This is a genomic window from Sulfitobacter sp. M05 (assembly GCF_029285175.1).
Classification (GTDB): domain Bacteria; phylum Pseudomonadota; class Alphaproteobacteria; order Rhodobacterales; family Rhodobacteraceae; genus Sulfitobacter.
Genome location: NZ_JABEDH010000001.1, coordinates 896152 through 920667 on the forward strand (window position 1 = coordinate 896152; position 24516 = coordinate 920667).

A 24516-nucleotide genomic window follows, 5' to 3' on the forward strand; every position below is an offset into this window, starting at 1 on the left:
TAATGATTATTGAGCCGCTGAAAATCTGTACTCGATCTCCGAAAAAGCATCCTCGCCAAACCCGTAAGCCATGGTCAATCCTGTCGGGCCAGCAGTCACGCCGTGTTCCGCGTTGGCTGGTATAAAAATGGCCGACCCGGGTACAATTTCGACGGGTTGCCCATCCAGCATGACTGTCCCAGAACCTGTTAGGCCAAAGTAAAATTCAGGTGGTGTGTGGCGGTGCAGGTGCAAAACGCCGCCTGCTGCGAACGTGGCGACACCCAAAACCAAACCGTTCGACTGCGTCTTGTCACCAGAAATCAGTGTTTGCCACGTTACATCGCCAAAGACCGGATCAAATCCGCCTTCGATAGGCTGATCATCCAACGCTGCAACAAAGCCAATTGGATTGTCATTTGCGGCCTTGGGAACAGGGTTTTGTTCGAGTGCGAAAGTGTCGAACTGAGACATAGGCATGGGCTGGTTTCCTGGCCAAAGGGTAACTTTATGGGTTGAGCTTTCTACGACTTGCAAGAAAAGTAAAAGCGACTAAAAACGTTATTTATAGGCAAAATATTTTGGTGATAGATTGTGTTTGAAAAACAGATCAACCTCACATGGTTGCGCACGTTCGAAGCGGCCTCACGTCATTTGAACTTCACTGCGACCGCAGCCGAGTTAGGGCTAACCCAAACCGCCGTGAGCCTTCATATTCGAACATTGGAGGAGCAATTGGGAAGCCGTCTGTTTCATCGCAAGGCGCGGCACCTCTCTTTGAGCGATATTGGGCAGGCTTATGTTTCTACAGTCAGGCAGGCTTTGGCGGATATCGACGTTGCCACCGCCAGCCTGTTCGGGGCAACCCGTAACGAGACAATCACCGTCAAAGCGCCGATCTCTACCTCCGCTCTTTGGTTGGCTCCACGGCTGCCCAAATTCAAGCTGGCCCACCCTGACATCGATATCCGTCTCGTGTCTAACATCTGGACGGACACGACAGGGTTTGACGACGTCGATGTGGAACTGCGTGTCGGCAGGGGCGATTGGACGGATGCCGCGTCTGAACGTTTGTCTAATGATGTGATGGTCCCGATTGGGGCTGTGCATCTAGGCAATACGACTCTTGATCCTAAACAATTGTTGAACGGCCCGTTCATACGCATTTTGGGGCAGGAAGCGGACTGGGTAAGGTATTTGGCGGCCCATGATCTGGCTTTGCCGACGGGCGCAGACGAACTCTATGTTGATACAATAACAGCCGCGATTGAACTGGTCGCTTATGGCGGCGGGTATGCGGTTGTTCTCAAGCGTCTGGTTGAGATGGCAAATGCAACGGCGGCGCGCGTTTCGATTATTGGGGCAGACGTGCCAACGCCAAGCGCGCATTACCTCATGCGGCCGAGATCGAAACGTTCAAAACGATCAGTGGTCTTGGTGTTTGAAAACTGGCTACAAGAGGAATTTTTGGATACCGAAACTGGCTAAGACGATGGGTAGAAATGCCTCGAAGCAGCCATTCGTCGCCCCTGCAGCATTGAGCACTCTGGGCTCAGAGCCGTTATCCGACTCTTTTAATCAAATTTTTGGACAGGTAGGGGTTCAGCCTCAAGTCACAGCATCGTTGTAGTTTCCCGATTTTGCCGATGTGGCCTGCAAAACCAGCGCGCGCACCCGTTCCCTTTGGATTTGGTTGAATTTTTTGCGCCGTCCAAGGCGCGTTTTTCACGTAACCTTCATTCTTTTGCCAGACCAAGGGGACACCATGTTGCTGGTGTCATCTTTGGCGCAGGCCACCAGACGCAACAGGCGTAAGGATCGAGGATGCAGGACAAAAGATTGGATTTTGGCGGCGGCATGCTGCACCGCTCAAATCGCAAGCGGGTGGTGATTGTCGACGATTCCCGCAGCATCCGACGGTGGCTGCGCCAGGTTCTGGAAGAAGACCCCCGGCTGGTTGTCGTGGGCGAGGCCAGCTGTGCCTTGACCGCGCGTCAGGTTATCAAAGATACCGACCCCAATGTCGTCACCCTGGACATAGAAATGCCCGGAATGAGCGGGTTGGAGTTTCTGGAAAAATTGATGGGCCTGCGCCCGATGCCGGTTGTGATGATCTCGGGCACAACGAAACGCAATTCCGAGGCGACAATAACTGCCCTGACCTTAGGCGCGATTGATTGCATCCTGAAACCCGCAACCGCCCCCGATGCCAAAGCCCGGCGCGACATCTGCCGGCGGGTTTTCTCTGCGGCCTGCTCCAAGGTGCCGGCTCCGCGCGCATGTGCTGTCGCACCGGCGCCCCATCCCCGGTACGGCCCGGAATATCAGCCCCCTCTGATCCTGATCGGTGCGTCCACAGGTGGCGTGGCGGCTCTTGAGCAGGTACTAGCCGGTCTACATGCGAATGGCCCGCCCGTGGTGATTGTCCAGCATATGCCAGGGGCGTTTCTGGTCAGTTTTTCCCAGCTTTTGAACCGTACGCAGGTACAGGATGTGGCTATTGTCCGTGCCGGCGAGGCCCTGAACGCAGGGCAGGTCCGCCTGGCACCAGCTCAGGGGGTACATACCGAGATTCTACGCAAAAACGGCCAATGGAGCTGTAAGTTCGCCAGCAATAAATCAAAGGCGCGTCACTGTCCTTCGGTTGATGTCCTGTTCCAATCGGCCCGGTTCTTCAGCCGCGATATCATCGGTGTAATCCTGACGGGTCTGGGGCGTGACGGGGCCGAAGGGCTGTTGCAATTACATGCCGGTGGCGCACATACGATTGGGCAGGACAGGAACAGCAGCGTCATCTACGGGATGCCGCGGGTGGCCCATGAACTGGGCGCGGTCGCCCTGCAATTGCCGCTGGAGAAAATCGGCGGTGCAATAAATCACGCTGTTACAAGCCACGCCCAAAAACAGATAGAAAAGGGGCTGTGATAGTGAATTTGGTGATTACCCAAGGCGAATACCAGACATCCGCCGATCCTGCCGCAACCATCTCGACGCTGCTGGGATCTTGTGTCGCCTGTTGCCTCTGGGATCCCGTGGCCAAAGTTGGCGGGATGAACCACATCCTCTTGGCCTCTACCACGTGCAATGCAGCCAAAAGCGATCTTGCAGGAATTAACGCGATGGAGCTTTTGATTAATGATCTGCTCAAAATGGGTGCCAACCGCACACGGCTTTTGGCGAAAGCATTCGGTGGGGCTCAAATGATCCGGGGCCTGTCCGAAATCGGGCCTTCAAATTGCGCATTTGCTACCAATTTTCTAGCGATGGAAAACATCGAATGCGTCGCAAGCTCGCTTGGCGGCACAGCATCGCGTAACGTCGTTTTCACCCCAACCACTGGGGCGGCACGGGTTAAGGCCCATCACGAGGCCCAGATGGACGTTCCTGTATCAAGACCAATGGCCCACGGAAACGATCTTGAGTTATTCTAACTGAATTTCAATTTTGCTGCTAAAGCGAGGGTATCGACATTAGAACAGATCGACATCCCCAATGGTTTTTTCATTCGGCATAAATGTCGTGTCTACATGCCAATTGTCATCAACCAGCGCCTTGGTTACATCAAGGTGGAGCTTGCTCGCCAAGTCCGGCGCATGTACGCTGTCGTGATCCCGGGACAGAAAATAAAAGAGTAGTGCTAGATCCTCCATCGACTGGCGCAGAAAATCGAGACGTTGCAACCGGGTGATGGTTTGCGCTTCACGAGGGCCAGAGAGAGCAAGCTCATCCCCGACAGCATGTTCGATCCGATGCACTTCACTCGCCAACCCATCCATCTGCACAGAGATGCGGCCCAGAAGGTCGGACAAGGAACGATTATCCCCATCCACCTTGTTCACAGGCGCCCGACAACCGTTTCGATGCAGCTGCGCAAGTCGTCTGGCTGAAACGGTTTTTTCAGATAGTTGTTCATGCCAAGCTTCTTGCCATGGTCGATAATTTGCTGTTCAGCACGGCCTGTAATCAGGACAAAACCAACACCCTTGGTTTTGGGCGATGCACGCAAATAGTGAAGCAATTGTAAACCATCCATCTCAGGCATGTTATAGTCTGATATGACGAGATGCGCTGGTTTGGACGCAAGCACTTGCAGTGCCTGTTTACCGTTTTCGGCAGTTGTCACGTTACGAACGCCGAAGGCATCAAGCGCCTGTGTGATTAGGCCCCGGCTTGTCGACATATCATCCACCACCATAATTCGAATTTGATCGCGCAATGCCATTATTAAGTCCTTCGCAAAAAAGTTGTTGTCAGCCTCGACATCAGGGTGTCAGCGCGTGCTGGGCCGATAGGTTGTTGCGCCCGTGCAGGCAAACCCGAACCTTACCGGATCGGAAATACGTTCGGAATGCCCGAGGAATAAGACCCCTTCCCGGGTGAGTGCCGCGTGGAAGTTCGGCCATAGGGTTTCTTGTGTTGCGATATCGAAATAGATCACAACGTTACGGCAGAAAATTACTTCGAACTTCTTTTTCATGGGCCAGGATCCAAGAAGATTAAGTTCGTTGAAGCAAATCATTGATTTCAAAGTTTCACGGGCACGAAAATGGGGCTCATCTGACGGGCTATCCACCTGTTGAAAATACTTCCTGATCAACGTTTCCGGGACCCCACCCAGAAGCCGTTTTGGGTATACTCCCTGGCGCGCAAAGCGAACCACCACCGGGTCAATATCGGTGGCCAATATCCGAACATCCAATCCAGCGACATCGGGATGGTGTTCTGTCAGGGTGATCGCGGCAGAAAGTGCTTCCTGACCGTTCGAACATCCCGCGGACCAGACACGCATTTGCCCACCCGCACGCAACCGCGGCAAACAACGGTCAAACTCTGACTTGAGGGTTTCGAAGTGATGTTCTTCACGAAAAAAATGCGACACATTTGTAGTAAGCGCGGATATCAGGTGTTGTCGTTCCTCAACACCTTGGTCTGATTCAATCAACGCACAGTACGAGCGAAAATCCAATAACCCCAGATCGCGCAGCCGGTGCCTTAGTCGCGACTGGATCATCGGACTTTTCTCTTCCTGAAGGGTAAGCCCGCTTTCGCGGTAGGCCAGCGCGGCAATCGCGCGGAAGCTGGCCGTATCAAGACTGGCGATGTCCTGCCGGCGCGACGTCATGCGGCTGCGTTCTCAAAGGAATTGACCGTGATCGGCAGGTTGAGAACACGGATCATCCGCTCGTCTATCAGTGTCAATGCACTGACAACCCCGTCGATCGTATTGGCGGCCAGTTCGGGAGGCGGTTGCAGATCATCATCGGTAACCGCAACGATATCTGATACCGCATCCACCAAAAGACCCGTCATTGTATCTTCGAAATTGACGACAATAATTACACTGCGTTCGTTTTGTTTGCGGTCTGCCATTCCCAATCGCGAGGCAAGATCCATGACCGGCAAAACCGTCCCGCGCAGGTTGATCACCCCTTTCATGTAGGGGGGCGCGTGGGGCAGGGAGGTTGCATGGGTCCAGCCTCGAATTTCGCGCACCGACATGATATCGAGTGCGTATTCCTGTTCCGCAAGCCGGAAGGTCAAAAGTTCGATGGATGTGCTGCCTACCTTTTCAGTCATGCTGAAAACCCCACTTGTTGTGCTGGTTGCGCTTGAGACGGGGCCACATTGGATGTGGATATGATGTCGGTCGGATCAAGGATCAAAGCGATCTGCCCGTCCCCCAGAATGGTTGCCGCGGCAATGCCCGGTGCGCGATAAAAACTCTCATCCAGCCCCTTAATGACGACCTGTCGCTGATCAATGATGTTATCGATGACAAGTGCTGCGTTGCTGCCGTCTTCTTGGGCGATCAATAGGACAACATAAGCATCAAAATCATCCAACAAAGGGCGATACCCAAGGGCCGCACCAAGGTCAAAAAGTGGCACAAACCCACTGCGGACCTCGATCACATTCCGGCCGGGCCGGACGGTTTGAACGTCATCAGGCCCCAGTGTCAGGGTTTCAACAACCAGATTGAGTGGCAAGACCAGAGTTTCGCCAGCGACCTTGATCACCATGCCGTCTAGAACCGCAAGTGTAAGCGGCAAGGAGATGGAAAACGTTGTGCCTTCGCCCGGGTTGGAGGTAATGGTGATGCGACCGCCCAGAGCTTGGATTGCGGTCCGTACCACATCCATACCAACACCGCGCCCTGATAGGTCCGAAACCACCGAAGCGGTTGAAAAGCCCGGTAGAAACAATAAGTTGTCGATCTCTGTATCACTTAGCGACACATCAGCAGGCACCAGCTCCTTGTCGATGGCAATCTGCAAGACGCGGGCACGATTGATACCGGCCCCATCATCGGAAACCTCGATCACCACGCGACCGCTGCGGTGTGCAGCCGTCAGATTGACCCGCCCTTGCAGCGGTTTACCCGCCGCCTGTCGTTCTTCGGGGCCTTCCAGACCGTGATCAACGGCATTTCGGATCATATGCGTCAGCGGGTCAGCCAGCCGCTCGATAACGGTCTTGTCGACTTCTGTACCCTCACCAAAGGTATGTAGACGCACATCTTTGCCAACTGCCGCAGAGGATTCCCGTACAATCCGCGACATCCGCTGAAACAGGGATTTCACCGGTTGGGCGCGGATCATCATGACGCTGTCCTGAATGTCGCGGGTCAGACGCTGAAACTCTTCCAGTCCGCTCATGGCATCCGAATGCGGCGAAAGTCCGGACATTTCAAGACTTTGGCTTAACATGGCCTGATTGATCACCAACTCGCCAACCAGATTGACAAGCCGTTCAATGCGGTCAAGATCGACCCTTACGACGGATTTAGCCTGTGGGCTGCTCTGCGTTTTTAGGGCTTTTTCGACAGGCTTTGGCGGTTCGGTTTTTTTTGCAGGGTTGCCCGATTTCAAAGCAGCCGGCGCCGGCGCTGCCTGAAACTGTTCCGCTTCCGGTGCCGATTCTGGTTCTGGCATAGATATCTCACTTGCCGGTACGGCCTTCGGCGGCACTTCAGGACTGCCCAGATCAACAAGCGGCACTGGCGCGGAATCGTTTCGGGAAATGTCGAGCTGGCACAGCCCTTCGACAAATTCGAAAACTGACCGGATTTCACTTTCATCGGCCGTGCTGTGTAGGGTGACGGTCCAGCTAAGGTGCGGAATCTCAGGCGTTATTTTTCCAAGTTCGGGCAGGGAGGATGCATCGCACACCACTGATATATCGCCAAGGTCCATAAGATTGCGCAGCAGCAACGCAGGTTCGTTCCCTGTGTCAAACAAGTCGCCATGGGGGGTAAATACGATCTTATAGAATGTATCAGAGACCGGAGGCGGGTTGGCGAAATCCGGTGGCGGCGGCAGACTGCCCAGATCGGGCAGGTCGGTGTCTTCATTCCCACCGTCGCTTTCGCCCAGATCAAAATCCAAGGAGAGGCCCATCGGTTGAAATTCGATCGCTTCCTCCTCTTCTTCCGCGGGGGCATCCCCAAGAAACCCGTCAAGCTCGGTGAGAAGGGAAGCGGTCTCGGCATCGGGCAGGTCTTCCCCATCGCGGCTGAACCTGACCAGATCGGACAAATGATCAGCGGCTTGAAAGAATACCTTGAGCGCGTCAGCCCCAACATTCAGTCGACCGGCGCGGACCTCATCCAAAACGGTTTCATAGCGGTGTGCAAACCGGACCAGCCCTTCCAGCCCGAACGCACCCGCACCGCCTTTGATCGAATGCACAGCCCGAAAAACCACATTGATCGTTTCGGGATCATCACTGCCATCATCATCCATAGATTGCAGCCCGTCCTGCAAGGCCTCCAGCAATTCCTCGCACTCAATAAAGAACGAGGCACGGATTTCTGCCATAGGATCATTGTCGGTACTCATGCGCGTGCTCCTCTATCCTGCAACCATCTGGAGGGCTTTAACCAGTTTCACAGGATCGAACGGTTTTACGATCCAGCCGGTGGCCCCCGCAGCGCGGGCGCGTGATTTAAGCTCCGGCGCAGCCTCGGTCGTCAGGACAAGGATGGGTGTCGCACGGTGCTTATCCTGTTCACGCACAGCATCGATAAACCCGAAACCATCCATTCGGGGCATGTTGATATCGGTAATGATCGCGTCAGGTTCGATGCCATCCAGCACTTCAATCCCGTGAATCCCGTCATCCGCTGTATGGACAGTGAAACCTGACGGCAGAAGCGCCAGCTTGATCATGTCGCGCATTGTTCGGCTGTCATCCACGGCGAGTATATGAAGGGTCATGTGCCACCCTCCGACAAGGTTTCTGGCGTGAACCCCATGCTGGTCAACTGAACCAACACCGGATCGGTCACATTGATCACCTCAAAGCGGGTTTGTTTGGCCTGCGCATCGCGCGCGGCGGCCAGACATGCCTGCAAACACAAGGCCCCGAATTGAGTCACCTTTTCGAAATCCAACACAACATCCTGACCGCTGCGCGCGTTCAGCTCCGCGTGAAAGGATACGACGGCGGTCACATCAAGTTTGCCCTCTGGCTTAAGAGGCTCAGGCATCATGTCGCCGTTTTGAAAGGGGTCGGGAAGGGATCATCGCTGCGCTCCACATCTGGTCAATGCAGCGGTTTTAGGGGGCGGTCCGTTAATTCCAGGTTACCAGATGGCCAGACCAGCAAATTTGATGGATCCCTTTGGCCCATCCCAACGAAAAAGGCCCCGACATATGTCGAGGCCTTGGTTTCCGATTTGCAAGAGCAGGCACGGGTCAGCCCCGGCGACGCCCCCCGGTGCGGCCTGCGCGGCCGCGGCCTTCCTGGCCGGCTTTGGGGGCAACTTTGTTAAACTTGATCCAGTCACTGCCATGGGGGTCGCGGTCGAAGAGAAAATTCGCCGCGCGGATCGCTTCCATCTCTTTGCCCGGACGCGGCAGGGTCGACCCCATGCCGAACAGCTGGACAAAGGCCTCATCGTCCATGCCCTCGGGCAGGACCACGCCAAGCGCTTCCAGCTCTGCTTTCTTCTCGGCAATCTTCTTGGCGTTGATCGGCAAAGCGACCGGATTCATAATCGCGCTTGTCATGCCTGCGCCCATCGCCATCGGCAAAAATGCGTTGTTGATGCCGTGCCGGTTTGGCAACCCAAAGCTGATGTTAGAGGCGCCACAGGTGGTGTTCACACCCAGTTCTTCGCGAAGGCGGCGCACCAGCGTAAACACCTGATGCCCTGCCGTTGCCATAGCGCCAATTGGCATAACCAGCGGGTCAACAACGATGTCATGCGCCGGGATGCCATGATCTGCGGCACGCTCGACAATCAGTTTGGCAACCGTAAAACGCACATCCGGGTCTTCGGAAATGCCGGTATCGTCATTGGAAATCGCCACAACCGGTACATTGTACTTTTTGACCAGCGGCAGAACCATCTCAAGCCGTTCTTCTTCACCAGTGACCGAGTTCAACAGCGGACGCCCCTCGCAGGCCTGCAATCCAGCCTCAAGCGCGCCGGGGACAGAGCTGTCGATACACAGGGGCGTGTCGGTAACGGCCTGCACCCGTTTGATCATTTCGGGCATCAGCATCGGCTCGACAAAGTTGTTGTCGGCATAGCGTGGATCTTCGGCCATCTTGTTGGAGAAGACCGCGCCAGAGTTGACGTCCAGAACCGTGGCACCGGCGTTGGCCTGCGCAATGGCGTCAAACTCGACGCGGCTGAAATCATCGCGCTCCAGCTCCTCGGCAAGGATCTTGCGGCCCGTTGGATTGATCCGTTCGCCAATGACGCAGAACGGTTCATCAAAGCCGATGACGGCGGTTTTTGTTTTGGATTCGACGATAGTACGGGTCATTCAGAAGTCCTTAGACAGCAAGTTGCTTTAGGTGGCTGGTTTGGCAGGAACGGCAGAGGTGCCGCCATTTTCGATGGCCCAGTTGGCATTGGTCTTGATCCCGCCCAGCGGGAAGAAATGCACATGGGAGATATTGAAATCAGGGTTGGCAGCCTTGTGCAGCGCCAGTTCGTTGATCACATCCGTTGGTTCATAGGGCAACAACAACTTGGTCACATCCATCGCCCGCTTTTGCAGGACTTTCAGGGACGGGCCGACGCCGCAGGCAATGGCGAATTTGATCAAGGTTTGCAACTTGGCCGGGCCGGCGATGCCGATATGAACGGGCAGGGTGATACCCGCCTCGGTCAGGCTGTCCGCCCACTCGACAATCGGCTTGGCGTCAAAAGCGAACTGCGTCGCGATGGCCATTTTCGCATCCGTACGCGTCTGGAAGTCGTTCTTCCATTTCAACGCGGCATCCACACCAGCCGTGCCCGTTGCGTCAATATCGCGGTTGCCTTCCGGGTGGCCCGCCACATGCAGACGCTCAAATCCGGCTTCGTCAAACAGACCGGTTTCCATGAGCTGCATCGAGTCGCTGAAATCACCATGTGGGGTCGTGACGCCACCGGCCAGCAACAGCGCCTGTTTCACATCGGCTTCGCCCTGATACATGGCGATCCAGTTGGCCAGTGTTGCGCGGTCTTTGATGATCCGTGCCGGAAAATGCGGCATGACGGTATAGCCTTCCGCGTTCAGACGTTTGGCGGTTGCCACCATGTCCTCGATTGGCGTGCCTTCGATATGGGCAACATAAACGCGTGTGCCAGCGGGCAGAAGGGCGGTGAAATCCTCGACCTTTTCGGCGGTGCGCGGCATCACCTCGATCGAATAATCCCGCAAAAGGGCTTCGACTTCGGCGGTCGGTGCGGTGGTGGTTGTTTCCTTGCGGCGGAAATTCAGCAATGCCATGATCTTGTCCTTCAACATGCGGGGGTCACGTATCTTTCAGGTGTGGTGCAATCAGGCTTGCGCCCGGCCTTCGTTATCAATCAGCGCCTTCAGACGCTCCTTGTCGTATTCTGTTTCGATGCGCAGCGCTTCGGCATCTGCCACCGCGTCGGCGTCACCCTCAACGGCATAGGGCTCGGCCTTTCGCCAGTCTGCCATATAGGCGTCACTGTCTTCAGCACCGATGCGCATGGCCACGCGGTCAATCGCCTGCTCGAACCTTTCGGGCAAAGGGCGTTTGGAACCACGGCGGCCTTTGCCGACGATGATCTGGGCGGGAATGTCGCGCCAGTACACTATTGTAACGTCCACCATTTGTTGATTCCCCTTGTTCCCTCACATCGGTCTAACCGGTGCGACAGTTTCGCCAACGCCGTTTTTCGACTTCACATGCGCTTTCCGCGACCCCTGCGGAAAACCATCTTCACTCTAGCCCCAGCAGTGCCCAAGCACGAGGGGGCCGCGCCCCCATAATTCTCATGTTCATTGTGAGGTTGCACCGCGCAGGCCAGACGAAGATTTTTCACTCAAATCGGCGGGCAGGATACCTTGGCGCTTGCGCGGGGCGGATTGCGCGATTACTTTGAGGTCAACTCGAAATGAAAGGCGCATTCACCATGGCGCCACAGCGTCCCAAAGGTGCGGGCGCGCTCGATAAGAACAGAAAGTCGGCTCTGAGCCCCGTGCCAGTTTCGCCAAGATCGTCCGAGCTGTATGCGGCTCTCGATCTGGGCACAAATAGCTGCCGCATGTTGATCGCCCAACCCAAGGGAAGCGGTTTTCATGTGGTGGACAGCTTCTCGAAGTCCGTCCAATTGGGGGCGGGGCTTGAGAAATCCGGGCGTTTATCGCGCGGATCCATGACTCGTACCTTGCAAGCATTGCGGATTTGTCAGCAAAAGCTGCGCCGTAACAAGGTCAAACGAATGCGGCTGGTTGCAACCGAAGCCTGCCGGCGCGCCTTGAACGGTGCCGATTTCATGCGGCGTATCCAGCGGGAAACCGGGCTGGTTCTGGATATCATCAAGCCCGAGGAAGAAGCCCAGCTGGCGGTAATTTCCTGCGCGCCACTGGTCAATCACAAGACAGAGAACCTGTTGGTGGTTGATATTGGCGGCGGCTCAACGGAACTGGTCTGGATCGACATTTCCAAAGTGCCGAAAAAAGACCGTGCCCAAAGCATCATGCGGCTGCATTCCGGCTTTCATCAGGCCAAGACGGAAATACCTGCGGCCAAGGTCGTGGACTGGATTTCCGTACCGCTGGGCGTGGCCACCCTGCGTGACCAGTTTGTCGATGTAGATGATGATGCGGCACGGTTTGCACTGATGAGCTGGTTTTTTGAAGAGAATTTGCAGGATTTCACCCCCTATCAGTCGGCCCAGCCGCAGGAACGGTTCCAGATTGTCGGCACTTCAGGCACAGTGACAACAGTTGCCGCTAGCCATTTGGGATTACGCCGCTATGACCGTACCAAAATCGACGGGCTGCGGATGACGTCGACACAGATTGACAAAGTGATCCATTCCTATCTGGCGATGGGGCCGGCGGGACGGCGCTCTGATCCGCGGATCGGATCGGACCGCGCGGCCCTGATCATGTCGGGGGCGGCGATCCTGCAAGCGTTGATGCGCTGTTGGCCGACCGACCGGCTCAGCGTGGCGGACCGTGGCCTGCGTGAGGGGCTGCTTTATGCCCAGATGTCGGCGGATGGCGTATTGGAAGAAGGAACGTATTGAGATGGCCAAGACACCAACAAGCGGCGGCGGCGCGGGCAAAACCCCAACCGGCAAGAAAACCCCGACCGGCAAGAACACCTCGGGACGGGGCCAGCGTGACCTGAAAGTCAAAGTCAAATCCGCCCGCGGACGCACCACCAGTTCGACCCGCTGGTTGCAGCGCCAGTTGAACGATCCCTATGTGAAACGCGCCCAGGCCGAAGGCTATCGTGGGCGCGCGGCCTATAAGATTATGGAGCTTGACGACAAGTTTCGTTTCCTTGTGCCGGGCGCGCGAATTGTCGATCTGGGGGCGGCGCCGGGGGGCTGGTGTCAGGTGGCGGTGAAACGCTCTAATGTTCTTGGGGAACGCGGCGGCAAGGCCGTGGGCACAATCCTTGGTGTCGACCTGCAAGAGATGGAGCCGATTGCCGGCTGCGACCTGCACGTGCTGGATTTTATGGATGAGGGCGCAGACGATCAGGTTAAGGAATGGCTTGGCGGCATGGCTGATGTGGTGATGTCGGATATGGCGGCCTCTTCTTCGGGACACAAAAAGACCGATCACCTCAAGATCATGGCGCTTTGCGAGGCGGCGGCCTATTTTGCCTTTGATGTCTTGGAAGAGGGCGGCACCTTTGTTGCCAAAGTGCTGGCCGGTGGGGCCGAGGCGGAATTGCAAAAACTGCTCAAGCAGCGTTTCACCAAGGTGCATAATGTGAAACCCCCAGCCAGCCGGTCGGACAGCTCCGAGAAATTCGTTGTCGCCTTGGGGTTCAAAGGCAACGACTAAAGCAACCGGCAGTGTTTCGGCAGCGGTAGCTTTCCTGTGTATCCTCTGATTGCTTCAGCCGCTCTTTGTGATTGGCCATTTGATGAGCAAAGTGTTCGGCCTTTAACCTGAAGTATTTTGTATCCCCGATGTCCCGAGAACGCGCAGCGTGGTAGGGTATAGGGGATCCATGTTTAACGTCGGGCGCCCTGATCAATCCGGCGTGGCAGTTTGCGCCATTACCGGCAACATGCCACCGGCAGATTTCATCTGGCCTTAATGTGTTTGTACCTAGTCTAGAAATACCGGCGCAGACGCACGGCTCTTTTCTCAGACCACAGGAGCAGATATGTTCAGATCCCCCCTTGCCGCACTTAGCGTTCTTTTGGCCCCGATGGCCCAGGCCGCCGATGTGCCCCCGGCAATGTCGCGGTACATCTATGATGATCTGATGAGGTGGATCAATCACACACAGATTGTGCAAGCCATCACAGACCAGAACAGGCGGACCGACGGATTGAGCAGGGAGCAGATCATCGCGCAGGATGCCGTCTGGCGCGATGAGGTCGGTCACGAAAATGGACCCTTGGTCGATACCGTAATGAATGCGCCGCTATCCGCATTTCTGCGCAGGCATCAACACCGATCCGACGGGCGGATCATCGAGGTATTTGTGATGGATCACCGTGGGCTGAACGTTGCCGCCAGCACAGTGACCCAAAATTATTGGCAGGGTGACAACACCCAATTCAAACAGACCTATGACATGGGAAGCGGCGCGGTATTTATCGACGAGATAAGCTTCGATGAAAGCACACAAACCTATCAGGGACGAGTTTCATTTGCCGTGACTGATCCGACCACTGGTGATGTGATCGGTGCCATTACTGTTGCCCTAGATGCAGGGGCGTTTTCATAGATTTAGGTGCCATCACCCTGCGATATCAGCGAAAAATCTGCCAAACTGTGGGGTAAATATAATGTTTCATACGTCCAAACGAAAAAGGGCGGGGCGCTGCCATCGGTCGTTACCGGCATCGCCCCGCCCTCGGGATTGGTAAGGTGGCACCGCAGAATAACGCATTCCACAGCACCTTTACTGGTTAACGGTCGGTACAACCCTTGGTTCCCGGATAACACGTCGGCACTGCTGAACGGCGCTGAATTACACGGCGTTTTTTTTGCACCTTCTTGACCCGCTTCTTTTGCGGATGCTTCATCATCTGCTGATATGTGACCGAGCGGTTCGGCTTGCCACAGCTGATTGTGCCGGAAATGGTCACAGGCTGAAGACCAGCAGGGCAATAATTTGACCGCGTGGGCACCGGATAGGTGTTCAACTTAGACGGCGGCACATAGACTGGCACGGTGGTCTTGGTTGGCGTCCGAGGTGTTTTTGTACGGTCACCGGTTTTTTCGCTTTCATCATCAGTGCTTCTGTCCCGATCATCAATGATGACAGGCGGCTCTGGTCTTGGCGGTTCCGGATCGGGGTCCGGCGTCGGTGGCTCGGGATCAGGTGTCGGTGGTTCGGGATCGGGTGTGGGGGGCTCTGGATCAGGCGGCTGTGAAACCGGATCATCACCGGAGACGTCATCCGGACTAATGGCCGCCGCCGACATCGGCAGCAAGCACAACAGGGACAGTGCCCCGATTGAAACCGTGCGGTTAAGGAAAAACATGTTAGCGTTCTCGCTTTTTTATCTGCTCATTTATCATAAAATCATGCCTTTTCTGGCCCGCCATGTCCAGATTTCAAAGCTATTTCCTGTGTTTTTTAAGTAGATTTGCAACAAAAATGCCCCATAGGTTGAGGTATTTGGCATAACTTCCCCCACATATCGGGGGATCGCATAACGCGCCCTCCGCCTCGCACAGCGGTGTGTGAACGTGAGCGCAAGGGCCGAGAAACACCAGTCAATGATCGGACGTCCGAAATCTGCGCAAGGAAAATGCGGAGCCCTTTGGCGCATTACCACACTCAGACCCGCGCGCACCTTTCAATGACGCGACGCCACGCGCGACAAACAGAGCGGCCTCTTCCCGCTCAAGATAGCGCGCGGCAACTGCCCCGTTTCTAAAGGCATTCGGCGGCTGTACCGCAGGATCACCCTGCCGCAGCAAGTCAAACATCTTCCGATATCGGCTGGCATTATCCGGCTCTAACTTGGCCATTTCGACCCCTTTTCAAAGAACACCCCAGCCAGATACCGCAGGAATAGGGCATCAAGACGGCACGCAATGGGCGATACGGCGGTGGTACCGTAAACCGAACCATGCGCCCCTATTTGGGCTGGGGTGCAAATCTTCACCCTTTGAGTGCTAAAAGCCGCGGAGGCGTCACAGCCATGAGACCTTGGCGGCAACCGGGCTTTCACCGAAATGCAACAAAAGACTGCAAAGGCAAGATCGACACAGCGGGCCTGAACCGGTGGTCATTTCGCCATTAGCCTTGAAAACCAACGTCATCGCTCTCTAGTATCATTGATTACACAAAAGGCTTGGAACATTTGAACGAACCACATCTTATCGAGTTCCTGTTGAACATTGCAGGTGCTGCGGCCCTGCTGATCTGGGCAGTGCGTCTTGTGCGCACCGGTGTGGAACGTGGCTTTGCCAACCAGCTCAGGACATGGCTCAGACATTCGGCGGATAATCGGTTTCTTGCAGCGGGATCGGGGCTTGTCGCCGCTGTCTTTTTGCAAAGTTCCACGGCGGTTGCCGTTCTGGCCTCGAATTTCGTTGCCAAAGGCGGGCTGACGGCGGCCACCGGCCTTGCCATCCTGCTGGGCGCGGATGTGGGATCGGCTTTGGTGTCGCAATTGTTGCTGGTGCGCCAATCCTTCTTTATCCCCTTGCTGTTATTGCTTGGGGTTTCCATGTTTTTGCGATCGGGCAATGACAACATGCGTCAGGTTGGGCGAATCCTGATCGGACTGGCATTGATCTTTGTGTCACTGGATATGATCCGCGCCGCGACTGGTCCGATGGTGGCCAATCCGGGAACACAGGTGGTGATGGCCTATCTGGGCCGCGACCTGTTGACCGCCTTTGTGATCGGCGCAGGGTTTGCCTGGATTGTGCATTCAAGCGTCGCGGCTGTCTTGCTGTTTGTGACCCTCGCCGGTCAGGGCATCCTGCCCGTATCGGCAGCGGCAGCAATGATCCTTGGGGCCAATCTCGGAGGGGCCTGCATCGCCTATGTGCTGACCCTGTCTGCGCCGGTCAATGCGCGTCACATGGTTGTCGGCAACCTTGCCTTACGTGGCGGCGGAGCCTTGATCGCGGCCCTGATTGTCAGTTTTCAACCGGAAGCATTGGGGTTTCTGGGGGGCGGTCCGGCGCGACAGGCAATCAATCTGCATCTGGCTTTCAACCTTATCATCGCCATTCTCGCCTTGCCCTTTGTCAGCAATTTCACCCGCGCTGTTGCCGGTATGATGCCGGATAAATCAACCGCCTCGCTGAGCCTTGACGCCGGCAGCGCCCTTGACCCTGCCGCACTTGCGCGCCCGGGCCGCGGGCTTGACTGTGCCGCGCGCGAACTTCTGGACATGGGACAGCGGATCGAAAAAATGTTGATTGCGGTTGAACCCCTGTATGACAACTGGAACGCACCCGGGGCACTGGCGATTGAGGAGCAGGATCGGATCATCAAAAAGATGCACCTTGAGGTCAAACTGTATCTGGCAAAGCTGGGCCAGCAGGGGTTGGACGAAGCACTCAGCCGGCGGTCGATGGACCTTGCATCGATTTCAACCAGTCTTGATGCCGCCTCTGACGCGATCACCCGAACGATGTTGGACCTGACCCAGCGTATGCACGCCCAAGGTGTCAGCTTTTCACCGAAAGGACGTCAGGAAATCGGGGATTTTGCCGATCGTGTGCAAGGCAATGTGCAGCTGGCCTTGAACGTCATGTTGAACCAGAACCCCGCCGAGGCACGTGAACTGGTGGCCGCGAAAGAAAAGGTCCGCCGCGTTGAGCAAAAGCTGCAACGGCATCATCTGGAACGGCTGCGCGAGGGACGGGTCGAGAGCATCGAGACCAGCAATATCCATCAGGAAACCCTGCGCGCCCTGAAACAGATTAACACGTCGTTTTCAATGGTCGGCTATCCGATCCTCGCAAAGTCAGGTGATTTGCTGAAAAGCCGGCTGACTTAGGATCAAGACCTATTGATCCTGCCCCAAGGCTCATCCCCGACAAGCGACGCGAAAGTGATCGTTTCCCGCCCGCGACGGCTTGGAACGGACGAAATTGCCGTCTAGTCTGGGTTCAAATGAAAGGAACATTCATGTCCCATATTTTGCGTATGCCGCTGCTGGCCCTGTCGATGTTTTGCGCTTTGGCCTTGGCCTTTCAGAGCCAAACCGCACAGGCCGCTGATCGTGGCCGGTTGGAAGCATTCCTTGAAGTGACCGGCTTTGATGTCGCGCTGGAGAGTATCCGGCTATCGGCAGGGTCAGCGCCGCAGATGTTGGGACTAAGTGCCGATGACTTTGGCAGTGAATGGTCCCGTCTGGTCGACGAGGTGTTTGAAACCGAATTGATGCACGACATGGCGCTGGACATCCTGTCAAAGACTCTTAGCGACGATTTGCTGGATCATGCTGCTGGCTTTTATGCGTCAGATCTGGGACGGCGGCTGGTGGCGGCGGAAAATGCATCACATATGGTTGAGGAAGACGGGCTGAAATCCGAAAGCGGCACCTCGATCATTGATGGGTTGGTGCGCATCGGTTCCCCCCGCGTGACCTTGCTCAGCGAATTGAACCAAGCCAGTGATGTCGAGGACAGTTCGATCCGCGCCATTCAGGAGGTTCAGATCAGGTTTCTGATGGCTGCCGCCAGTGCCGGGGTGATCGAATTGCGGATGGATGAACCTGATCTGCGCGAGGCAATGCGCAGTCAGGAAGGCGAGATGCGCCGGTCAATCAAGGCGAATGCGCTGGCCAATGCCGCCTATACTTATCAGGCGTTTTCGGATGATGAGGTCGCACAATATGCCCGCGCCTTATCCGAGGAGAGTATGCAAAAAGTCTACGCCCTGATGAACGCCGTGCAATACGAAATTCAGGCCAACAGGTTTGAGGCGGTGGCCGCCCGCCTGTCGGCCATGCAGCCCAGTCAGGACCTGTGATGTCGCCGTTCTTCGGGGCTGGACGCGCGGTTCTTGTGACTTTTGCCCTTTGGGTGTTTGGTGCGTTGGCCGCTTCCGCTGATGCGCGGATGACCGCTCTGGTCGATGTGCTGAAACTGAACGAAGCGGCAATGATCCTCAGTGATGAGGGTAAGGTGCAGGCACAGGACATCAACCTTGATATGCTGGACGGGCAGGGCGGTGCCGGCTGGGCGCAGCAGGTTGACCGGATTTATGCGCCGGCACTGATGGTGGAACTGGTGCGCGCCGAGCTTGAGCGTGAACTGTCCGGAGAAGCGCTGGAGGACGTGATCCGCTTTTACGCCGGCAGCCGTGGTACCCGGATTGTCGATCTGGAGAATGCTGCACGGCGGGCGATACAGGATCCTGAGGTCGAAGCGGCGGCACGCGCGCGTTTTGCCGAGGTCGAAGACAGCATGGATAAACGTCTGGCACTGATCACCCGTTATGTCGAACAGGGCGACATGATCTCACGCAATGTCACCAGTGCGCTGAACTCAAATTACCAATTTCTGCGTGGATTGGCCGAGGGCGGTGCCCTTGAAATGACCGAAGAGGAAATGCTGGCAGATGCCGCAACGGACATCGAGGCCAGTACGCGCGATACCACAGAATGGCTGTTCGGTTTTTTGCTGCTCGCCTATCACCCGTTGGATGACGATGATTTGCAGGCCTACATCACGTTTTGTGAAACAGACGCTGGTCAAGCATTGAACCGCGCCCTGTTTGAGGGGTTCGGCAAGGCTTATGAGGATATCTCATATGCTTTGGGACGGGCGGTGGCATTGAACATGACCGCACAGGAGCTTTAGGCTCAGGACCCTAGGTCGTGTCTGGTTGTACTGGCTGGTTTTTTTTCGACAGATTGCACGAAGCGGAACAGCGGGAATTCCCACACCGCTGCACGTTCAGAGAGGCCGGAACGAATGAACAGGCGGAAATCACCGCTAATCCCTGCCGGATCACGCCAAACCTGCTTGACTTGAACCCGCAATCCCCCGATAAGCCGCGAACCCGACAGGAATCCCTGTGACGGGTCTATTTTTAATGACGCCCCAAGGGCGCGCTGTTCGAGGTGGATACGGTGTCAAATCCGGTCCGAAACTCCCAGACGGGGACCACAGAACGCGGGAATATGAAGGAAGACACGATGTTCGCAGTCATCAAGACTGGCGGAAAGCAGTACAAAGTAGCCTCGGGCGATATCCTCCGGGTAGAACGTATTGCAGCAAACGCCGGTGAAACAGTCCAGTTTAACGAAGTGCTGATGCTGGGCGGCGACAAGCCGCAGGTTGGCGCACCGCTGATCGAAGACGCTGCGGTTCAGGCCGAAGTTGTCGACCAGATCAAAGGTGAGAAAGTTATCAACTTCGTCAAGCGTCGTCGTAAACACTCTTCCAAGCGCACCAAGGGCCACCGTCAAAAGCTGACACTGGTCAAAATCGGTGACATCCTTGAAACCGGTGCCGGCAAATCCAAAGTGATGGCCGCTGTTGGTACAGGTTCCGTTTCTGCCGCTGCGGTTGCCGCAATCACCGGCAAAGCCACAGACGAGGCTGCTACGCCTGCAAAAGCCAAAAAGGCCGCTGCACCGAAGGCAGAAGCCGCGCCAAAGGCTGCCAAGAAAGCTGCGCCTAAAAAGGCCGCTGCGAAAGCCGATGGCGATGATCTGTCCGAAATCTCCGGCGTTGGCCCGGTTATCGTGGGCAAGCTGAACGCAGAAGGTATCACAACCTTCGCACAGATCGCCGCATGGACAGACGCGGACGTTGAAGCTATTGAAGAGAAACTGTCGTTCAAAGGTCGCGTCGGTCGTGAAGACTGGATCGCACAGGCCAAAGAACTGGCTAAAGGTTAAGGAGAGACCAAATGGCACATAAAAAAGCAGGCGGCTCATCCCGTAACGGACGCGACTCAGCTGGTCGTCGTCTTGGCGTTAAGAAATATGGCGGCGAAGCTGTCATCCCCGGCAACATCATCGTGCGTCAGCGCGGCACCAAGTTCTGGCCAGCCGACGGCGTTGGCATGGGCAAGGATCACACGATCTTTGCGACAGTTGACGGTGCAGTGACCTTCCACAAAGGTCTGAAAAACCGCACGTTTATTTCTGTACTCCCGACGGCGGAAGCCGCAGAATAAGCCGTACCCGTAAGGTTTGAAAATTTTTAGGGATCGGTGGAGACACCGGTCCCTTTTTCATTTGTATTGCCCGAAATCACCCGCCAACCGGAAAGGAGTGGTGCGATGACACAGACTGACCTGCCCATTCTGGCAGATGGCGATTTGCGCCTGCGGTCACCCCGGCTGGAAGATGCCGAGGCGCGGCTGGCCCTGGGCGTGGTGCCCGAAATCCAGCATATGTTCGGCATCAATCCTGACGATTGCGCGCCAATGACGCCTGTCATGGCAAACAACTGGGTAACGTCGCGGATGAACACGCCGCTGTGCTGGGTGATCGACCATGAAAACCGAATGATAGGGGATGCGTTCTTTCACACGGTTGATACCCGCGACAGGCGCGCCTCGCTGGCGCTTGGCATTCTTGATCCCAATCTGTTGGGGCAAGGGCTGGGCACCCGTGTCTTGCATTTGCTGGCCTATCACGCCTTTGGCGCAATGAACCTGCACCGGATTGCCTTGCGGGTGATTGAATATAACGAACGCGCCATTGCCGCCTATAAAAAGGTGGGTTTTGTTGTCGAAGGCCGTGAACGACAGTCCGCACGTGTTGGCAATACATGGCACGACGATATCATCATGGGGCTGCTGGCCCCGCAGTATCATGCGGCAGCGTCAACATGAGCATCGCGATCCTGCCCCTTGCTATCTTTGCCGCCTCTCAGGTTGGCACGCCGGGCCCTGCAAACATGGCGCTCTTGGCCACCGGTGCGCGGTTCGGGTTTCGCGCCGCCTTGCCCTTTGTCGCCGGCGTCGCCCTGGGCAAACAGCTGATCATCTGGCCTATCGGATTTGGTCTGATGGAGCTGGCCGAGGCCGCGCCGGGGCTGTTTCTGGCGCTGAAATACATCTCTGCCGCCTATATCATCTGGCTGGCGTGGAAGGTTGCGAACCTGCGCCTTGATGCCGCCGCCGGCACCGATAACGTCCCCGGTTTCGCCGCAGGGCTGCTTGTGCATCCCCTGAATCCAAAGGCTTGGGCGATGATTGTCGGCGGATTCACAGCCTTTGTCGGGCCAGATACCTCGACATTGACAGCAACAGCAACCATCGCAGCCGTCTTGCTGGGATGTCAGATCGTCTTGCACCCGATCTGGACTTTGGCGGGGGACAGGATCGCCAAGACTGTTGCAGGAACACGTGCAGAACCCTATCTGATGTGGACATTGGCCGGCCTCACCGTCGCCTCTGTTTTATTCGTATTGTTCGGAGGAGGAACATGACGATGAAGATACAGCCGATTGAAGAAAGCCAACCCATAATACAGACCGACCGGTTTGACTTGCGCCCTTTGCAGCGTTCGGATCTGGGGTTGATCGAGCTATACGCCGGCGACGTTCGCGTGGCCCGTAATACGTCAACGATTCCCCATCCGTTGCCCCCGGGCACCATTGACGCCTTTATCACCCGCGCTCTGAGCGAGCCGCGCGATTTCGATTGCTGGGCGATGGATGGCACCAAGGATAACGGCGCCGAAGTCATGGGGTTGATCACCCTGTCGCGACTGGACCGCAACCAAACCGAGGTCGGTTTCTGGGTCGCACCGGCATTCTGGAACACCCATCTGGCTTCTGACTCGGTCACCGCACTGGTCGAGGCCAATCCGCTGCGCAACCACACCATGTTCGCAACCGTATTTCAGGACAACCCCGCGTCAGCCAAAGTCATGACCAACGCCGGATTTGTTTATCTGGGGGATGCGGAAATCTATTGTCTGGCACGTGATGCTGCCGTACCCACCTGGACTTACAGCCGCAAGCTGTAGCCACGCCCGAAAGGCCTAAACCGATGAAATTCCTCGACCTGTGCAAAGTATATATCCGTTCCGGCGCGGGCGGCGGCGGCTGTATCTCGTTCCGGCGCGAAAAATATATTGAATACGGCGGCCCTGACGGCGGCGACGGCGGTGGCGGTGGATCAGTCTGGGCCGAAGCGGTTGACGGTCTGAACACTTTGATCGATTTTCGCTATCAACAGCACTTCTTTGCCAAAAACGGCCAGCCCGGCATGGGCAAGCAGCGCACTGGCAAAGATGGCGACGACATCGTGCTGCGGGTCCCTGTCGGCACCGAGATCATGGATGAAGATCAGGAAACCGTGATTGTCGACATCACCGAAGTCGGCCAGCGCGTGCAACTGGCGCGGGGCGGAAATGGCGGCTGGGGTAACCTGCACTTTAAATCCGCGACCAATCAGGCACCGCGCCGGTCAAATCCAGGTCAAGACGGGGTCGAGCGCACCCTTTGGCTGCGGCTGAAATTGATCGCTGACGTTGGCCTTTTGGGGCTGCCGAATGCGGGCAAATCCACGTTTCTGGCAGCCACGTCAAACGCGCGCCCCAAGATTGCGGATTATCCTTTCACTACACTTCACCCGAACTTGGGCGTGGTCGGTGTTGATAACACTGAATTTGTTGTCGCCGACATTCCGGGTTTGATCGAAGGGGCCTCCGAAGGGCGCGGCCTTGGCGATCTGTTTCTGGGTCACGTCGAGCGCTGTTCCGTGCTGTTGCATCTGGTTGACGGCACGTCTGAAACTGTTGCCGAAGATTACCAGACGATCATCACAGAACTGGAACACTACGGCGGTGATCTGGCACTCAAGCCGCGTGTAACCGTGTTGAACAAGGTTGATGCACTGGATCCGGAGCAGTTGGCTGCCAAGCTGAAAGAGCTGGAGCAAGCGTCCGGCGGATCTGTCATGCAGATGTCCGGCGTTGCCAAAATCGGTACCACCGAAATCTTGCGCACACTGCGCAACGAGATCGACGAGGACAAGCTGCGCCATGCACCTGCGGCGGAGGCCGAAACGTGGCAACCCTAAGCACCGCAAAACGGCTGGTTGTTAAAATTGGCTCGGCATTGCTGGTGGACAGAACCACCGGAGACCTACGGGCCGACTGGCTGCACGCTTTGGCGGAAGATGTGCGATGGCTCAAAGGGGCGGGCTGTGATGTGGTGCTGGTCTCTTCCGGCTCTATCGCCTTGGGGCGGGGTGTTCTGGGATTGCCCGCCACATCGCTGGCGCTGGAACAGTCACAGGCCGCTGCCGCCGTCGGCCAGATCCGGCTGGCCCGCGCCTATGAAGAGGTGCTTGCGCCCCATGGCATCAAAACGGCGCAAGTTCTTGTCACCTTGGAAGATTCCGCTGATCGGCGTCGCTACCTGAACAGCCGGGCCACCTTGGAAACCCTATTGGGGTTTGGCGTGGTGCCGATTGTGAACGAAAACGACACCATCGCCACGGATGAAATCCGTTTTGGCGACAACGACCGGCTGGCCGCGCAAATTGCGGTAACCGTCGGGGCGGATCAGTTGATCCTGCTGTCGGATGTTGACGGGTTCTACAGTGCCAACCCCAATGACGACCCGACGGCAAAACGCTTTGAGGTGATCGACAAAATCACCTCCGAAATTGAAGAAATGGCCGGCGATGCCGGTTCGGGGCTCAGCAAAGGCGGTATGAAAACCAAACTCTTGGCCGCCAAAACAGCAACCGCAGCAGGCTGCGCCATGGCGATCAGCGAGGGGTCGGTGATGCGACCCCTGCGCGCGCTGGAAGACGGGGCAAATGCCACGTGGTTCACCGCCCAGACCGACCCGCAGGCGGCGCGCAAACGCTGGATTGCGGCGATGAAGCCACGCGGGGCAGTGACATTGGATGCAGGCGCGGTTGCCGCCCTGACCAAAGGCAAGTCCTTGTTGCCAGCGGGGATTACGGCGGTTTCCGGGTCCTTTGATCGTGGCGACAGTGTTGCATTGCTTGATCCGGCCGGGCGGATCATCGGTGCGGGCCTCAGCCGCTATGCATCAGATGAAGCGGCGCAGATCAAAGGCCACCAAAGCGCCCGGATCGAAGCGCTTCTCGGGTACCCGGGACGGGCCGCATTGATCCACCGCGATGATATGGCGCTCTGACATCCAAGGCTGCGCAAAT

General features: G+C 56.4%; 29 protein-coding genes. 16 read left to right on the forward strand and 13 right to left on the reverse strand.

What is annotated here, in order from left to right; genetic code table 11:
• Positions 1-6: 6 nt before the first annotated feature.
• Positions 7-459: a cupin domain-containing protein gene (locus HKX44_RS04520; RefSeq protein WP_276150101.1), complete on the reverse strand. Its 453-nt coding sequence runs from the start codon at positions 457-459 to the stop codon at positions 7-9.
• Between the two features lie 114 nt (positions 460-573).
• Between HKX44_RS04520 and HKX44_RS04525 the strand changes: the two genes are divergently transcribed.
• From HKX44_RS04525 to HKX44_RS04535, 3 genes are all read left to right on the forward strand, one after another.
• Positions 574-1467, forward strand: coding sequence for a LysR family transcriptional regulator (locus tag HKX44_RS04525; protein WP_276150102.1), 894 nt, complete (start codon positions 574-576; stop codon positions 1465-1467).
• Positions 1468-1803: 336 nt separating this feature from the next.
• A complete protein-coding gene (gene cheB / locus HKX44_RS04530; RefSeq protein ID WP_276150103.1) occupies positions 1804-2904 on the forward strand; it encodes a chemotaxis-specific protein-glutamate methyltransferase CheB in 1101 nt (366 codons plus the stop codon).
• A gap of 2 nt (positions 2905-2906) precedes the next feature.
• Complete coding sequence (locus HKX44_RS04535) at positions 2907-3410, forward strand: chemotaxis protein CheD (protein WP_276150104.1); 504 nt, start codon at positions 2907-2909, stop codon at positions 3408-3410.
• A 39-nt stretch (positions 3411-3449) separates the two neighbouring features.
• Here the strand turns inward: HKX44_RS04535 and HKX44_RS04540 are convergent, their stop codons facing one another.
• The 10 genes from HKX44_RS04540 to HKX44_RS04585 all read right to left on the reverse strand — a co-directional run bounded on the left by HKX44_RS04540 (position 3450) and on the right by HKX44_RS04585 (position 11063).
• On the reverse strand, positions 3450-3788 hold the full coding sequence (locus HKX44_RS04540; protein WP_276153193.1) for a hypothetical protein: 339 nt from the start codon (positions 3786-3788) through the stop codon (positions 3450-3452).
• 26 nt (positions 3789-3814) lie between these two features.
• Positions 3815-4201, reverse strand: a complete 387-nt coding sequence (locus HKX44_RS04545; protein ID WP_276150106.1) for a response regulator — start codon at positions 4199-4201, stop codon at positions 3815-3817.
• Positions 4202-4249: 48 nt separating this feature from the next.
• Positions 4250-5101 (reverse strand): protein-glutamate O-methyltransferase CheR, encoded by an 852-nt coding sequence (locus HKX44_RS04550; RefSeq protein ID WP_276150107.1) that lies wholly within the window; start codon positions 5099-5101, stop codon positions 4250-4252.
• On the reverse strand, positions 5098-5556 hold the full coding sequence (locus tag HKX44_RS04555) for a chemotaxis protein CheW (RefSeq protein WP_276150108.1): 459 nt from the start codon (positions 5554-5556) through the stop codon (positions 5098-5100). The genes HKX44_RS04550 and HKX44_RS04555 overlap by 4 nt, the downstream gene beginning before the upstream one ends.
• Complete coding sequence (locus HKX44_RS04560; RefSeq protein ID WP_276150109.1) at positions 5553-7817, reverse strand: chemotaxis protein CheA; 2265 nt, start codon at positions 7815-7817, stop codon at positions 5553-5555. Before HKX44_RS04560 ends, HKX44_RS04555 begins: the two co-directional genes overlap by 4 nt.
• A 12-nt stretch (positions 7818-7829) precedes the next feature.
• Entirely contained in the window at positions 7830-8195 is a 366-nt protein-coding gene (locus HKX44_RS04565) for a response regulator (protein WP_276150110.1), read from the reverse strand.
• Positions 8192-8467: an STAS domain-containing protein gene (locus tag HKX44_RS04570; RefSeq protein WP_276150111.1), complete on the reverse strand. Its 276-nt coding sequence runs from the start codon at positions 8465-8467 to the stop codon at positions 8192-8194. The genes HKX44_RS04565 and HKX44_RS04570 overlap by 4 nt, the downstream gene beginning before the upstream one ends.
• Before the next feature lie 208 nt (positions 8468-8675).
• A complete protein-coding gene (locus tag HKX44_RS04575; protein ID WP_276150112.1) occupies positions 8676-9755 on the reverse strand; it encodes a methyltetrahydrofolate cobalamin methyltransferase in 1080 nt (359 codons plus the stop codon).
• 27 nt (positions 9756-9782) lie between these two features.
• Complete coding sequence (locus HKX44_RS04580) at positions 9783-10709, reverse strand: methylenetetrahydrofolate reductase (RefSeq protein ID WP_276150113.1); 927 nt, start codon at positions 10707-10709, stop codon at positions 9783-9785.
• A 51-nt stretch (positions 10710-10760) separates the two neighbouring features.
• Positions 10761-11063 carry a virulence factor gene (locus HKX44_RS04585; protein ID WP_276150114.1) on the reverse strand — a complete coding sequence of 101 codons (303 nt, stop codon included), beginning with the start codon at positions 11061-11063 and terminating at the stop codon, positions 10761-10763.
• A 302-nt stretch (positions 11064-11365) separates the two neighbouring features.
• Here HKX44_RS04585 and HKX44_RS04590 point away from each other — a divergent pair, with 302 nt between their 5' ends.
• The 3 genes from HKX44_RS04590 (at position 11366) to HKX44_RS04600 (ending at position 14157) form a co-directional block, all read left to right on the forward strand.
• Entirely contained in the window at positions 11366-12487 is a 1122-nt protein-coding gene (locus HKX44_RS04590; RefSeq protein ID WP_276150115.1) for a Ppx/GppA phosphatase family protein, read from the forward strand.
• 1 nt (position 12488) lies between these two features.
• Entirely contained in the window at positions 12489-13259 is a 771-nt protein-coding gene (locus HKX44_RS04595) for an RlmE family RNA methyltransferase (protein ID WP_276150116.1), read from the forward strand.
• Between the two features lie 328 nt (positions 13260-13587).
• Entirely contained in the window at positions 13588-14157 is a 570-nt protein-coding gene (locus tag HKX44_RS04600; RefSeq protein ID WP_276150117.1) for a hypothetical protein, read from the forward strand.
• A gap of 184 nt (positions 14158-14341) precedes the next feature.
• On the opposite strand, the gene HKX44_RS04605 is transcribed toward HKX44_RS04600, so the two are convergent.
• Both HKX44_RS04605 and HKX44_RS04610 read right to left on the reverse strand, forming a co-directional pair.
• On the reverse strand, positions 14342-14920 hold the full coding sequence (locus tag HKX44_RS04605) for a hypothetical protein (protein ID WP_276150118.1): 579 nt from the start codon (positions 14918-14920) through the stop codon (positions 14342-14344).
• A gap of 235 nt (positions 14921-15155) precedes the next feature.
• Complete coding sequence (locus tag HKX44_RS04610) at positions 15156-15413, reverse strand: hypothetical protein (protein WP_276150119.1); 258 nt, start codon at positions 15411-15413, stop codon at positions 15156-15158.
• Positions 15414-15748: 335 nt separating this feature from the next.
• On the opposite strand from HKX44_RS04610, the gene HKX44_RS04615 reads away from it, so the two are divergent.
• The 10 genes from HKX44_RS04615 to proB all read left to right on the forward strand — a co-directional run bounded on the left by HKX44_RS04615 (position 15749) and on the right by proB (position 24497).
• Positions 15749-17404: a Na/Pi cotransporter family protein gene (locus tag HKX44_RS04615; protein WP_276150799.1), complete on the forward strand. Its 1656-nt coding sequence runs from the start codon at positions 15749-15751 to the stop codon at positions 17402-17404.
• Positions 17405-17535: 131 nt separating this feature from the next.
• Entirely contained in the window at positions 17536-18381 is an 846-nt protein-coding gene (locus HKX44_RS04620; protein ID WP_276150120.1) for a DUF2059 domain-containing protein, read from the forward strand.
• A complete protein-coding gene (locus tag HKX44_RS04625; RefSeq protein ID WP_276150121.1) occupies positions 18381-19214 on the forward strand; it encodes a DUF2059 domain-containing protein in 834 nt (277 codons plus the stop codon). Before HKX44_RS04620 ends, HKX44_RS04625 begins: the two co-directional genes overlap by 1 nt.
• Positions 19215-19552: 338 nt before the next feature.
• Positions 19553-20260 (forward strand): 50S ribosomal protein L21, encoded by a 708-nt coding sequence (locus tag HKX44_RS04630; RefSeq protein ID WP_276150122.1) that lies wholly within the window; start codon positions 19553-19555, stop codon positions 20258-20260.
• Positions 20261-20271: 11 nt separating this feature from the next.
• Positions 20272-20541, forward strand: a complete 270-nt coding sequence (rpmA, locus tag HKX44_RS04635; RefSeq protein WP_276150123.1) for a 50S ribosomal protein L27 — start codon at positions 20272-20274, stop codon at positions 20539-20541.
• Positions 20542-20646: 105 nt separating this feature from the next.
• Positions 20647-21204, forward strand: coding sequence for a GNAT family protein (locus tag HKX44_RS04640; RefSeq protein ID WP_276150124.1), 558 nt, complete (start codon positions 20647-20649; stop codon positions 21202-21204).
• Positions 21201-21803: a LysE family translocator gene (locus tag HKX44_RS04645; protein ID WP_276150125.1), complete on the forward strand. Its 603-nt coding sequence runs from the start codon at positions 21201-21203 to the stop codon at positions 21801-21803. The genes HKX44_RS04640 and HKX44_RS04645 overlap by 4 nt, the downstream gene beginning before the upstream one ends.
• Positions 21804-21805: 2 nt before the next feature.
• Positions 21806-22345 (forward strand): GNAT family N-acetyltransferase, encoded by a 540-nt coding sequence (locus tag HKX44_RS04650; protein ID WP_276150800.1) that lies wholly within the window; start codon positions 21806-21808, stop codon positions 22343-22345.
• A gap of 23 nt (positions 22346-22368) precedes the next feature.
• Complete coding sequence (obgE, locus tag HKX44_RS04655; RefSeq protein ID WP_276150126.1) at positions 22369-23403, forward strand: GTPase ObgE; 1035 nt, start codon at positions 22369-22371, stop codon at positions 23401-23403.
• Positions 23391-24497 carry a glutamate 5-kinase gene (gene proB / locus HKX44_RS04660; protein WP_276150127.1) on the forward strand — a complete coding sequence of 369 codons (1107 nt, stop codon included), beginning with the start codon at positions 23391-23393 and terminating at the stop codon, positions 24495-24497. The genes obgE and proB overlap by 13 nt, the downstream gene beginning before the upstream one ends.
• Positions 24498-24516: the final 19 nt, after the last annotated feature.

What these genes read in the sequence shown, in the direction of transcription:
- HKX44_RS04520 (WP_276150101.1), bottom strand. Translation starts at nt 459, where the DNA reads ATGCCTATGTCTCAGTTCGACACTTTCGCACTCGAACAAAACCCTGTT.
- cheB (WP_276150103.1), top strand. Translation starts at nt 1,804, where the DNA reads ATGCAGGACAAAAGATTGGATTTTGGCGGCGGCATGCTGCACCGCTCA.
- HKX44_RS04545 (WP_276150106.1), bottom strand. Translation starts at nt 4,201, where the DNA reads ATGGCATTGCGCGATCAAATTCGAATTATGGTGGTGGATGATATGTCG.
- HKX44_RS04550 (WP_276150107.1), bottom strand. Translation starts at nt 5,101, where the DNA reads ATGACGTCGCGCCGGCAGGACATCGCCAGTCTTGATACGGCCAGCTTC.
- HKX44_RS04555 (WP_276150108.1), bottom strand. Translation starts at nt 5,556, where the DNA reads ATGACTGAAAAGGTAGGCAGCACATCCATCGAACTTTTGACCTTCCGG.
- HKX44_RS04560 (WP_276150109.1), bottom strand. Translation starts at nt 7,817, where the DNA reads ATGAGTACCGACAATGATCCTATGGCAGAAATCCGTGCCTCGTTCTTT.
- HKX44_RS04565 (WP_276150110.1), bottom strand. Translation starts at nt 8,195, where the DNA reads ATGACCCTTCATATACTCGCCGTGGATGACAGCCGAACAATGCGCGAC.
- HKX44_RS04570 (WP_276150111.1), bottom strand. Translation starts at nt 8,467, where the DNA reads ATGCCTGAGCCTCTTAAGCCAGAGGGCAAACTTGATGTGACCGCCGTC.
- HKX44_RS04575 (WP_276150112.1), bottom strand. Translation starts at nt 9,755, where the DNA reads ATGACCCGTACTATCGTCGAATCCAAAACAAAAACCGCCGTCATCGGC.
- HKX44_RS04580 (WP_276150113.1), bottom strand. Translation starts at nt 10,709, where the DNA reads ATGGCATTGCTGAATTTCCGCCGCAAGGAAACAACCACCACCGCACCG.
- HKX44_RS04585 (WP_276150114.1), bottom strand. Translation starts at nt 11,063, where the DNA reads ATGGTGGACGTTACAATAGTGTACTGGCGCGACATTCCCGCCCAGATC.
- HKX44_RS04590 (WP_276150115.1), top strand. Translation starts at nt 11,366, where the DNA reads ATGGCGCCACAGCGTCCCAAAGGTGCGGGCGCGCTCGATAAGAACAGA.
- HKX44_RS04595 (WP_276150116.1), top strand. Translation starts at nt 12,489, where the DNA reads ATGGCCAAGACACCAACAAGCGGCGGCGGCGCGGGCAAAACCCCAACC.
- HKX44_RS04600 (WP_276150117.1), top strand. Translation starts at nt 13,588, where the DNA reads ATGTTCAGATCCCCCCTTGCCGCACTTAGCGTTCTTTTGGCCCCGATG.
- HKX44_RS04605 (WP_276150118.1), bottom strand. Translation starts at nt 14,920, where the DNA reads ATGTTTTTCCTTAACCGCACGGTTTCAATCGGGGCACTGTCCCTGTTG.
- HKX44_RS04610 (WP_276150119.1), bottom strand. Translation starts at nt 15,413, where the DNA reads ATGGCCAAGTTAGAGCCGGATAATGCCAGCCGATATCGGAAGATGTTT.
- HKX44_RS04620 (WP_276150120.1), top strand. Translation starts at nt 17,536, where the DNA reads ATGTCCCATATTTTGCGTATGCCGCTGCTGGCCCTGTCGATGTTTTGC.
- HKX44_RS04625 (WP_276150121.1), top strand. Translation starts at nt 18,381, where the DNA reads ATGTCGCCGTTCTTCGGGGCTGGACGCGCGGTTCTTGTGACTTTTGCC.
- HKX44_RS04630 (WP_276150122.1), top strand. Translation starts at nt 19,553, where the DNA reads ATGTTCGCAGTCATCAAGACTGGCGGAAAGCAGTACAAAGTAGCCTCG.
- rpmA (WP_276150123.1), top strand. Translation starts at nt 20,272, where the DNA reads ATGGCACATAAAAAAGCAGGCGGCTCATCCCGTAACGGACGCGACTCA.
- HKX44_RS04640 (WP_276150124.1), top strand. Translation starts at nt 20,647, where the DNA reads ATGACACAGACTGACCTGCCCATTCTGGCAGATGGCGATTTGCGCCTG.
- HKX44_RS04645 (WP_276150125.1), top strand. Translation starts at nt 21,201, where the DNA reads ATGAGCATCGCGATCCTGCCCCTTGCTATCTTTGCCGCCTCTCAGGTT.
- HKX44_RS04650 (WP_276150800.1), top strand. Translation starts at nt 21,806, where the DNA reads ATGAAGATACAGCCGATTGAAGAAAGCCAACCCATAATACAGACCGAC.
- obgE (WP_276150126.1), top strand. Translation starts at nt 22,369, where the DNA reads ATGAAATTCCTCGACCTGTGCAAAGTATATATCCGTTCCGGCGCGGGC.